We start from the raw sequence: 12,030 nt of genomic DNA on the forward strand, positions 1-12,030 counted from the left end.
GCTACAAATTAGTAATAAACTGAAGCATTCGTTTTTCTGAATAATAGGTGTTTTGTTCATCATAAAAACCAACATGTCCACCATATTTAGGCATTTCTAAATAAAAATTAGCATTTTGCTCTGCTTCTTGAATCGGGTAACATTCTTTTGATAAAAAAGAATCGTTTCGTGCATTTATCAGCAAAGTAGGAATTGAAATGTGTTTTAAATACTGCAGACTACTAGATTGCTCATAATAATCATAAGCATCTTTAAAACCATGCGCTACTGAAGTATATACATCATCAAAATCTTTTAGAGTTTTGACAGCACTCAAATCTTGATTGTTTATTTTTTGAGGAAATAACTGTTGTTTATCTACTAGTTTACTTCTCAAATTTCTTAGAAACTTCTTTGAATATACATAATTTTTAGAGGACATAAGTTGTTCTAAAGATCCTTTTAAATATACGGGAACAGATACTGTTACTGCTGCTTTAATTTGTTCTGGCAAATCTGAAGTTTCACCTAGATACTTTAAAATAACATTACCCCCCAAGCTAAATCCATTTAGGTAGATTGTATCATAATCAAACTGAGTCGTAATGTGTTTTATAACTGAAGCTAAGTCGTCCGTCTTTCCTGAATGGTAAGATTGAAACGTTTTGTTTACCTCTCCACTACACCCTCTAAAGTTTACACAAACCGCATCCATATTGTTTTGGTTTGCCATCTTAGCCGAACCTAACATATAATGGCGTTGTGCATTACCTTCTAAACCGTGTAAAACCACCAGTAGTTGTTTAGTCTTATTACCAGCATAACTCCAATCTAAGTCTATAAAATCACTATCTGGTAAAATAATACGTTCTCGTTTCTGAGTCACGCCTACTACTTTTCGTAATACACCTGAATAGATCGTTGAAATATGCCCATTTCTGAACATGAATTTAGGTTTATATGTGGTTTTTAGGATTGGCATTTAATAGTTGTTTTTTTATTTTTAAAATTTCTGTCACATTGAGCATAGTCGAAATGCTATAAAATCTAAACTCTCAAGTTTTCGACTGCGCTCAAAATGACAATTGTTTAGCTACTCAAGTAATATTTATTTTAAAAACTGTCACATTGAGCGTAGTCGAAATGCTACAAAACCTAATATCTCAAGTTTTTCGACTGCGCTCAAAATGACAATTGTTTAGCTACTCAAATAACACTTATTTTAAAACTGTCACATTGAGCGTAGTCGAAATGCAATACAACCTAAGGTCACAAGTTTTCGACTGCGCTCAAAATGACAATTGTTTAGCTAGTATATAAACACTAAACCTCTAAACTAGTAAACTCAAATTTCCCACCATCAAATAAGCCTTTATCGCTTAATTTTAGTGAAGGAATTACTAATAATGCCATAAAAGACAAGGTCATGTAAGGTGCATTTAATGTTGTCCCCAATTGTTTAGCAAATGCATCCAATTCCGCGTAAGCATGCCCAATAGTTTCGGCATTTTTATCGCTCATAATTCCAGCAACAGGAAGCGATACTATTTTTTGATCAGTATCAGACACCGCGCAAATACCACCTTTATTTTCAATTATTAAATTAACTGCTTTACAAATAGCTTCGTCGCTAACACCTACCGCAATTATATTGTGAGAATCATGTCCCACAGAACTTGCAATTGCCCCTTCTTTTAAACCAAAGTTTTTAATAAACGCTAACGCTGGCTTGTCGTTTTTATAACGGTTAACTACTGTCATTTTTAAGACATCAGTAACTGTATTTGAAACTAAATTTCCGTTTAAGATTGTTGCTTCTTCAATTAATTGATTAGTTACCAACTGCCCTTCTAAAGCTTCAATAACGCGTATTTGTTTTGCTGTACTTTCGACTTTAAAGTCTTCAATCGTTTTAATTTCAGTATCAAAATTATTAAGATTTTCAAAATCTACGTGCTTAATTAAAGACGTTCCGTTGTCAAACACTAACTCACCATTTATATACGTTTGTAATGTTTTAAAATCTTTTAAATCTTCAACAATAATAAAATCTGCAACATCATCTTTTTGTAATAATCCAACATCTAAATTATAATGTTTTACAGGATTGACACACGCTGCTTGCAACACTTTAAACACATCAATATCTTTTGCTACTGCTCTAGCGCAAAGAGCGTTTATATGGTTTAATAATAAATCGTCAGGATGCTTATCGTCACTACAAAACATCATGTTATGATAATGCTCAGGTAATAAATCTATTAAAGCTTCAAAGTTTTTAGCAGCACTACCTTCTCTAATCAATATTTTCATTCCCTTTTGAAGCTTTTCTAACGCCTCGTCATAGGTAAAACATTCATGATCTGTGCTAATTCCTGCATTGATATATTTAGTAACGTCATCACCTCTTAAACCTGGTGCGTGACCATCTACGGGCTTATTATAGTGTTTTGCCCACGCTATTTTTTTAAGTACTTCTTCATCATCAAACAACACGCCAGGGTAATTCATCATTTCGGCTAGATACTTAATATCTGGATTAGCCATAAGCGTTTTAATGTCGTCAGAATCTATAACTGCTCCAGCCGATTCAAAAGTAGTTGCTGGGACACAACTTGGTGCTCCAAAATTGAATTTAAACGGTGTTTTCTTACCGTTATCAATCATAAACTCCACTCCTGCCACACCCAATACATTTGCAATTTCATGCGGATCACTAACCGTAGCAACAGTCCCATGTTTAACTGCTATTTTAGCAAACTCTGATGGTACTAACATCGAGCTTTCAATATGTATATGTGCATCTACAAAACCGGGTAAAATATAATGCTTACTATCGTGTTCTTTTTCTGTAACAGAGGTAATCTTACCTGCGCTAATAGTAATTTCTCCACTAAAAACACGCTTGTTTTGTATGTCTACTATTTGTCCTTGTATTGTTTTCATGTTGTACTATATAACAGTAAAAAAAATCCCGCTAATGCAGGATATTTTTATTCAATTAAAAATTATTAATTCCTTCTTTTAACCAATTGTAATAGGTGTCGGAATCTGGAGTATAAGCAACTGGAGTATTTAAATTCTCCTCGTTGTGACCCATTAACACATAATAGGGTTGTGTATTAGATTTGTATTTAATGGTTTGAAATTCGCTCCACTTTTGACCAATATATTTCAGTTTTTTACCTGGTCTTAATTTAGAGTCTACAATTTCATCTGCTTCTAATTCTCTTTTATCATCTACATATAATGAGATTAAAACCACGTCATTTTTTAAGACATTTAAAATATTCCCTTTTGGCCAAACGTTTTGTTCCATTTTTCTACAGTTAACACAAGCCCAACCTGTAAAATCTAACATAACTGGTTTATTCACTTTTTTAGCATATGCTAAACCTAAATCATAATCGTTAAAGGCTAATATGTCATGTGGCGCTAATAAATGTGCACCTTCTGGTAAATCATCGTGAGTAGTACTAGCACTGCTTCCTCCTTTTGAGTTACCTACTCCGTAAGGCGACTCGCTATAATCTAATGGTGGTGGAAAAGCACTAATTAGGTTTAAAGGTGCTCCCCAAAGTCCAGGAATCATATAAATAGTAAACGTTAAAACAAGCAATCCAAGACTTAATCTACCAACAGATATATGTGGTAAAGGCGAATCATGTGGTAATTGTATTTTTCCGAAAAGGTATAATGCCAACGTCCCAAAAATAGCGATCCAAATAGCTATAAATACTTCACGCTCTAGCAAATGTAATTGCAATACTAAGTCTGCTTGAGATAAAAATTTAAACGCTAAAGCTAACTCTAAAAACCCTAAAACAACTTTGACTGTATTTAACCAACCTCCTGATTTTGGTAACGAGTTTAACCATCCTGGAAACGCTGCAAATAATGCAAATGGTAACGCTATAGCGGAAGAAAAGCCAAGCATACCTATAATTGGTGCAATACCACCTTTAGAGGCTGCTTCCACCAATAATGTACCAACAATCGGTCCTGTACATGAAAAAGAAACGATTGCTAAAGCTAATGCCATAAAAAAGATACCTATAAAACCTCCTCTATTAGCTTGCGAGTCTACTTTATTTGCCCAAGAATTTGGTAGCATAATCTCAAATGCACCTAAAAACGAAAACGCAAATACAACTAATAATCCAAAAAAGATAAGGTTAAACCAAACATTAGTTGCTAATGCATTTAAAGCATCTGCACCAAAAATAGCTGTAACCGCTGTACCTAAAAGTAAATAGATAGCTATAATACATAACCCGTAGATTATTGCATTTTTAATACCTGACGCCTTGCTTTTACTTTGCTTTGTAAAAAAACTAACTGTCATTGGTATCATAGGAAACACGCAAGGTGTTAACAACGCTGCAAATCCTGATAAGAACGCTATAAAAAAGATACTCCATAGTCCTTTATTGTCATTACTTTCTTCATCAATATTATTAGTTGCTTTAGTGTCCTCTGTGGCTAAACCATTTAAATTAATATCTAAATCTATAAAAGCAGGAGCCAAACATTTCTCGTCATCGCAAGCTTGATAATACGCTTCGGCTTGAATAGTGTTTAACGTTGGATTTAACACTTCAATTATTTGAGTAAAAACTGCTTGTTTTTCAAAGTATTTTACATTCATTTGAAAAGCGTTTTCAAACTTTTCAACTGTTTCAGATTCTTTTAAATCACCTATTAATTTAAAATCTTTATTTTCATTTTTAAATGTAATCTCAGTAGGTATTGGACCCATTGGCTCTTTATTATCCTGAGAATAAATATGCCATTTTGGATCTAAAACAGCAGTATATGTTAATTGATATTGTGTATCACTTAATTTTTTAACTCCAGTTTTCCAACTTACTGGATCTAATATTTTAGATGTTGGATTAAATATATTTTCAGTAGATATTAAAGCGTTAACTGTTTCTGTTAAAGGCTTTGCTTGGTTTAGATTAAAAACAATTTCTTCAAACTCATAAATGCATTTAGAGTCATCACAAGCTTGATAAGCAACCTCACTTTTAATTGTTTTTTGCTCTGGATTTAATAATTTGATTTTTTGAGCAAAAGTTGCTTCGCCATCAAAAAAGGTTAAATCCATTTGGAACACCTTATCAAATTGCGTTATAGATTCGCTTTCAAACGCTTTTCCGATAAGCTCAAAGTTGTTAGTTTTATTTACTGAATCGTAAACAAACTCCGTTGGCAACGCTCCTCCTTCATCCAAATGTTGAGAATATAAATGCCAATGCTCTTTAATGTTTGCCTTATATACTAAAACATACTCTTGATCGGATATTTTCTGAATCTCGTTACTCCATTTTACTGGTTTTAACACTTGCGCATTTACAGTAAATACAGTGATAAAAAATAGTATAAAAGCGGTTATATGCTTCATTATGATAATTTAATTTTTAGTATTGATTTGGTTTGATTGGTTACTTTAAATCTATCATCTGCACGATGATTAATAACCCAAACAATTTTATCTTGACTACACAATAATAAGACCTTTTTCTTGTCTAACAAAGACAACTTTTGATCTTTAAAATATTTGCTAAGTTTCTTTTTACCTTGCATGCCTAGAGGGTAAAAATAGTCTCCTTCTTCCCAATGTCTTACAGTTAATGGTAATTTTAACTTTTCTTTATCAATAAACACCGTCAAGGTGTCCGATTTTCCTACACTCTCTGTGGTTTCAAAAGATAAAACGCCTAACGACACATCTACCTCGTTTTTAAAATTAGTAATTAATACAGACCCTTCATTTTCATGCTGACTATCCTCCGTTTTTAATTCACTTAAAATTAAAGTCTCTCTATTTTTAAGTAATTGATGCGTTGCAGAAAACACTTGCTTTCCACTTTGTGCAGTCAACAAATTAACAATATCTGTCCATTGGGTAAACCCGTAATCTTTAAATATTTCGAATAGATATGCTTTAGGATTACTAACTTTAATAAACTCTGATATTTTATAACTTATTTGAGTATCATCAATATCAATTATTGCACGTTTAAAAACCGCTTGCACACTTTCTTCAACAATATCTGCTGTATCATTAAGATTATTTAATGTGTTTTTAAAATTGGTTAAAACATTATTATTTAAAGATTTTAAAACCGGAATAACATCATGTCTTAACTTATTACGTAAGTATTTAGTAGATGCATTACTACTATCTTCTCTCCATTGTATTTTGTTAGACACTGCAAAATCTTCGATAGTTTCTCTAGAAAATGGCAACAATGGTCTAACAATGTTTTCATTTATTTCCGGAATACCTTTTAAACCTTCTAAACCTGTTCCTCGAGTCAGATTAATTAAAAAAGTTTCTAAATTATCATCTGCATGATGAGCAGTTAAAATATAATCAAAACCCAACTGTGCTGCTAACTCCTGAAACCAATCATAACGCAATGTTCTTGCTGCCATTTGGATGGAGTCTTTATTACTTTCGGCGTAAGCCTTAGTATCAAAACTTTCAGTAAACACTTCTAATTCCAAGCTATCTGCTAAATCAGTAACAAATTTTTCGTCTCCATCGCTTTCAATACCTCGTAAATTAAAATTACAATGTGCCAATGTAATATCTAAACCAGATGTTTTACATAAATGCGTTAAAATAACACTGTCCAAACCTCCTGAAATAGCAAGTAATAGTTTGCTGTTTTTAAGAAAAGGAAGCGTGTTGTTAATGTGATTTTGGAAGTGTTCTTGCATGTATAAATGTAAAGATTTCTATTTAACTCTCTAAAACCGTCCTCATGGCTTTAGCCTTAAGCAAACATTCTTCATATTCGTTTAAAGGATCAGATTTTGCAGTAATAGCGCCTCCAACTGAGTATGACACGTATTTATTACTAGCATTATATAAAATACTGCGGATAACGACATTAAAGTCAAAGTCGCCTGTTGGCGAAATATAGCCGACTGCTCCAGAATATAAACCACGTTTGGTTTCTTCTAAAGTTTCAATAATTTTCATTGCCGAAATTTTTGGAGCTCCAGTCATACTTCCCATAGGAAATGTACTTTTAATAATATCTATTGGATGTGTGTTTTCGGCCACCTGAGAGGTTACTGTAGATATCATTTGATGTACTTGATTAAAGGTGTAAATCTTACATAACTCTTCAACCTTAACACTCCCTTTTGTTGCGGTTTGCGATAAGTCATTACGCACCAAATCTACAATCATCACGTTTTCACTACGCTCCTTTTGGTCCGTAACCAAGTTGTTTTTTAAAATAGAATCCAATATAAAATCGTCCTCACGTTTTGCGGTCCCTTTTATAGGTTGAGATATAATTTTAGTGCCTTCTTTTTTAATGTAACGCTCTGGTGACGCAGACAATAAGTATTTATCATTTAGCTTTAAAAACGTCGCAAATGGTGGTTTTGAAATGGCATTAAGTTTATTGTAAATCTCTAATGGGTTTATAACTGTGCCCTCTGCATAAAACTCTTGACAAAAATTAGCTTCGTAAATATCACCTCTGTGTATGTGACTAAGCATGGTTTTTATCTTATCAAAATACGCATCTTTTTCTATTCTCAGTTCAATTTTAATTGGGTCGTTTTCATTCGGCAAATTGTCACGTCCTTCATCCTTGTACTGACGTATTTGATTTAAATCCATTTCCACTTCATCATCAACCATTTTCAAATACTGCATTTCAACAGTATCACCTTTAATTAAAAAGATTTTTTTAGGTTGAAAAAAATATAAATCAGGAAATGCTAAACCATCATAATTAGCAGATTTTAAATGCTCTACATCATTTTTTAAATCGTAAGACAAATAACCAAAAACCCAGTCATTAGCTAACGTTTGGTATTCTTTAAACTGTTCAAACGCATTCTTATAATCCGTTTGAAACCCTGTAAAGGCATCCACAGCTAAAACGGCATCATAACTAGAATACTGTTGCTGATATTGGTTAGAATCCAGCCAAACGACATCGTCAAATTGTTGGCTCCAAGACAATAAATTTTGCTTGAAGTCCTCAGGATTAGTCAGTTTATGTTTTGTCGTTGTTCTCACTATAAAAATGTTGTGTAAAGTTAAACAGAAATGTTAAAAAAAACGAGTATTTTAGTCATGAGATTAAATATAAAACAGATGTTTGAACTATCCAATGCCCTCTTAAAAATTTCGGTTAAACCGAAAGGCGCAGAATTGTGCGAAATTGCTTCCGTAAAAAACGACAATCAGTTTATGTGGCATGCAGATCCTGACATTTGGGGCAGCCACGCACCTAATTTGTTTCCTATAATTGGTGCTTTAAAAAATGATGAATACACCTTTGAAGGCAAAACATACACATTACCAAAACATGGATTTACAAGACATAGTGATGCTATTAAACTAATAGATCAAACCAAAAACAGTTTGACGTTTAGTTTAATGTACAATGATGACTTACTGAAACAGTTTCCTTTTAAGTTTGAATTTTTAATCATTTACACTTTAGTTAATAACACGTTACATATAAATCACACGGTTAAAAATTTAGATAACCAAAGCATTTATTTTAGTATTGGCGGACATCCAGCTTTTAAATGTCCTGTTTATAAAGATGAAAATTATACCGATTACAGCCTGGTTTTTGAGACTGACGAATCCGCTCAAACCTATGTATTAAATATGGATAATGGTTTAGTTACCAATCAAACAAAACCTGCTTTTGACACTAAAAACAGCATCCAATTAAGACCCGATTTATTTACTAAAGATGCGCTTATTTTTAAAGATTTACAATCCAGAAAAGTGGCTTTAGTGAGTAAAACTCATGGCGAAATACTAAATGTAACCTATAAAGACTTTAATTATTTGGGTATTTGGGCTAAACCAAACGCACCTTATGTTTGTATAGAACCATGGTTAGGTATTGCTGATGCTGAAAACACATCACAAAAACTAACCGAAAAAGAAGGGATTATCAAATTACCACAAAACGAAACTTTTAATGCAAGCTACAGTATACAAATACATGAGCATCATTTAGGGTAAACAAAATAATAGTAGTAATTTTGTAGGCTAAAATAAAACGTTTTGAGCTTTAGAGATTTAAATTTAAATACCCCTTTATATAACGCAATTGACGACCTAGGTTTTACGCAACCAACTCCAATACAAGCAGAAGCTTTTAATGTAGTTGCAAGTGGTAAAGATATGGTTGGTATCGCACAAACTGGTACAGGTAAAACTTTTGCCTACATGTTACCAATACTTAAAAACCTAAAATTTTCTAAGCAAGATAATCCTCGTGTTTTAATTTTAGTACCTACTAGAGAATTAGTAGTGCAAGTTGTTGATGAGATTGAAAAATTAGCAAAATACATAAACACGCGTGTACTTGGTGTTTATGGAGGTACAAACATTAACACACAAAAACAAGCAGTTGCACAAGGTCAAGATATTATTGTTGCAACGCCTGGACGATTGTATGATTTAGCGGTTAGTCGTGTACTACAACTTAAATCTTTAGAGCGTCTGGTTATTGATGAAGTGGATGTTATGTTAGATTTAGGATTTAGACACCAATTGATTAATATTTTTGATATCCTTCCAGAACGAAGACAAAATATTATGTTTTCTGCTACAATGACTGAGGATGTTGACGAATTAATTACTGACTTTTTTACTGCACCACAAAAAGTATCTATTGCTATTTCTGGTACACCTTTAGAAAACATAGCACAAACAAAATATAGTGTCCCTAATTATTACACTAAACTTAATTTATTAGTACACTTATTACAAGACGCTGAAACGTATAATAAAGTATTAGTTTTTGTATCTAACAAACGTATGGCAGATAGACTTTTTGAAGCTTTAGACGAGTTTTTTAAAGAAGAATTGTGTGTCATCCACTCTAACAAAACGCAAAACTACAGACTACGTAGTATCGAGCAATTTAGAGAAGGTATAAATCGTGTTTTAGTCGCTACTGATGTAATGGCACGTGGATTAGATATTGATAACGTAACACACGTTTTTAACTTTGATACACCAGACTATCCAGAAAACTACATGCACAGAATTGGTAGAACAGGTCGTGCAGAACGCGAAGGACAAGCAGTTGTTTTTAGTACCGAAAAAGAACAAGACAGTCTTGAAAAAATTGAAAGTCTAATGCAAATGGATATTCCGGAAATACAAATTCCAGAGGAAGTTGAAATCTCTACGGAGTTGATTGAAGAAGAACGTACTGTAATTAAAGAACGTAACAATCCAACCAAACGTAAAGACATTGATGCACCTGGACCTGCTTTTCATGAAAAATCAGAAAAAAATAGTAAAGAAAATTTAGGTGGTAGTTACAAATTTAAAATTGCTGCCAAGTACAAAAAGCCAAAAACAAGAGGTGATAAAAATTACAATAAACGTAATAAGAAATAAAAACTTTATATACTAATCCATATTATTTTGACTAACAATATTACCTTTTTGATCATAAGTTGTTGATCCAGTTTCTTCGCCATTCTCATACTTGATTTTATACTCTACACCTCCATTTTCAAAATATTGTGTAAATATACCATGCTGCACACCATCCTTAAAATTAGTGGTTACAAATAGTTTTCCGTTAGCATGATATTTTTTTAATTCTCCAACAAATTTATTAGTTCTCAAATCTACGCTACACTCTTGCTTAACTTTACCATCATTAAAATAAGTCATCGTTTTTCTTGGCGTTTTCAAAATCAAATCTCTAATCTGTTCTGATATGTTTTTTATAGACTCTTCTCTCTTTATACTTCTACTTTCAAACTCGTCCTTTACACGATCAATAACTCTATTGATATCACTTCTTTCATTTTTGTAATTTTCATTAACTTCAATACATTTAGTGCGTGAATTTAAATATTCATTTTTACCACGTAATCCCTCGTTAACTGCGTTATTATAAAGTTTTACATTATTAGAATAATTATTATATTCTTTGTTACAATTGGATTTATTGTAAATGTTATTTTTACATAAATTATATGTCGTTTCACTTAGTGTCATCATCGCTTTTAAAGTGGACATCCTCCTATCTAATTCTTTTCTTTTATTGTGATTAGCTTCAAAAGCTTTGCATATAGCAGTATCATCTGGATTTTTGTTATTGATCTTAAAGCTTACATTTAAATCATTCATTTTACTTTCAGATTCCATTAAATCTAATTCATGCTCCTCTTCCAAGTCTTGCCAATCAATTACCAATTGTTCTGCATTGTTGTCTTCTATTACGTTTTTTACAAAAGCAACATTTTCTGGATTATGATCATTGAAATATTGATCCGCCAATTGTGAATAGTCTTGACTAATAAGTGAATTGATAAAAACTAAAAAAAAGACTACTAACAATTTGATTTTAAGAATACTATTCATTTCGCAAATTTTAACATTTAGCCAACAAGATAGAAAATTATGTTAAAAATTAAAACCTTCCGTATTAAATATGCGTCAATTTTATGTAAACATGTCTTTGTAAAGACATTTATTACTCCTGCTTTAAATACTTTAATTTAATGTAACGATATTATATAAATTTTAATGTAAACTAACCACACGACTCATTTGCCATATATTTGCTTCTTTTTTCCATATCACTATAAACTTGCTAGGTTTGGATATGGCATTAGGTTCTTGATTATTATAAAATGTATGCATACCTATTTGCACTGCTCCAAAATTATTAATTGGATATACCTCAACACTTCCCATTACCAATTGTCTAGTTACTTTACCGCAAATATTGTTTTTTAAGCCTTCCATATAGTCTGATTTAGAAGTCATTAATCCTCCTTTATCATGATAAAATTCTAAATCTTCAGGAATCATTTTATTTTGTAAGATTAAATCACAAGTATTATAAGCTTCAAAATAAATACGATCTTGCTCTAAAATTGTATTATACAACGTTTTATTTATTACCTCTTGAGGTTTTACGTTGTCTACTTTTATAACGGTTTTAATTTTGCAAGAACTTATTAGTACTAATATTAGTAGATAGATAAGACTTTTGGTTGTGCTAATATTCATGA

Annotated in this window: 9 protein-coding genes; 2 read left to right on the forward strand and 7 right to left on the reverse strand. The window is 32.0% G+C overall.

All coding sequences use genetic code 11. The annotated features are described in order from the left end of the window. Nucleotide 1 precedes the first annotated feature (1 nt). From V6251_RS01940 to V6251_RS01960, 5 genes are all read right to left on the reverse strand, one after another. Complete coding sequence (locus tag V6251_RS01940) at nt 2-961, reverse strand: YheT family hydrolase (protein ID WP_341586813.1); 960 nt, start codon at nt 959-961, stop codon at nt 2-4. A gap of 341 nt (nt 962-1,302) precedes the next feature. Next, nucleotides 1,303-2,925: an adenine deaminase gene (gene ade / locus V6251_RS01945; RefSeq protein WP_341586814.1), complete on the reverse strand. Its 1,623-nt coding sequence runs from the start codon at nt 2,923-2,925 to the stop codon at nt 1,303-1,305. A gap of 55 nt (nt 2,926-2,980) precedes the next feature. Further along, nucleotides 2,981-5,386, reverse strand: a complete 2,406-nt coding sequence (locus tag V6251_RS01950) for a protein-disulfide reductase DsbD family protein (protein ID WP_341586816.1) — start codon at nt 5,384-5,386, stop codon at nt 2,981-2,983. Next, nucleotides 5,386-6,711, reverse strand: coding sequence for a tRNA lysidine(34) synthetase TilS (gene tilS, locus V6251_RS01955; RefSeq protein ID WP_341586817.1), 1,326 nt, complete (start codon nt 6,709-6,711; stop codon nt 5,386-5,388). Before tilS ends, V6251_RS01950 begins: the two co-directional genes overlap by 1 nt. Nucleotides 6,712-6,733: 22 nt before the next feature. Further along, nucleotides 6,734-8,038, reverse strand: a complete 1,305-nt coding sequence (locus V6251_RS01960) for an anthranilate synthase component I family protein (RefSeq protein WP_445933614.1) — start codon at nt 8,036-8,038, stop codon at nt 6,734-6,736. Between the two features lie 54 nt (nt 8,039-8,092). On the opposite strand from V6251_RS01960, the gene V6251_RS01965 reads away from it, so the two are divergent. Together V6251_RS01965 and V6251_RS01970 are read left to right on the forward strand one after the other, a co-directional pair. Further along, complete coding sequence (locus V6251_RS01965; protein ID WP_341586819.1) at nt 8,093-9,004, forward strand: aldose 1-epimerase family protein; 912 nt, start codon at nt 8,093-8,095, stop codon at nt 9,002-9,004. A gap of 42 nt (nt 9,005-9,046) precedes the next feature. Further along, nucleotides 9,047-10,396, forward strand: coding sequence for a DEAD/DEAH box helicase (locus tag V6251_RS01970; RefSeq protein ID WP_341586820.1), 1,350 nt, complete (start codon nt 9,047-9,049; stop codon nt 10,394-10,396). Nucleotides 10,397-10,408: 12 nt separating this feature from the next. Here the strand turns inward: V6251_RS01970 and V6251_RS01975 are convergent, their stop codons facing one another. Together V6251_RS01975 and V6251_RS01980 are read right to left on the reverse strand one after the other, a co-directional pair. Continuing rightward, complete coding sequence (locus V6251_RS01975; RefSeq protein WP_341586821.1) at nt 10,409-11,374, reverse strand: toxin-antitoxin system YwqK family antitoxin; 966 nt, start codon at nt 11,372-11,374, stop codon at nt 10,409-10,411. A 162-nt stretch (nt 11,375-11,536) separates the two neighbouring features. Next, entirely contained in the window at nt 11,537-12,028 is a 492-nt protein-coding gene (locus tag V6251_RS01980) for a nuclear transport factor 2 family protein (protein ID WP_341586822.1), read from the reverse strand. Nucleotides 12,029-12,030 lie beyond the last annotated feature (2 nt).

It is taken from the genome of Olleya sp. Ti.3.14 (assembly GCF_038154885.1).
Classification (GTDB): Bacteria; Bacteroidota; Bacteroidia; order Flavobacteriales; family Flavobacteriaceae; genus Olleya.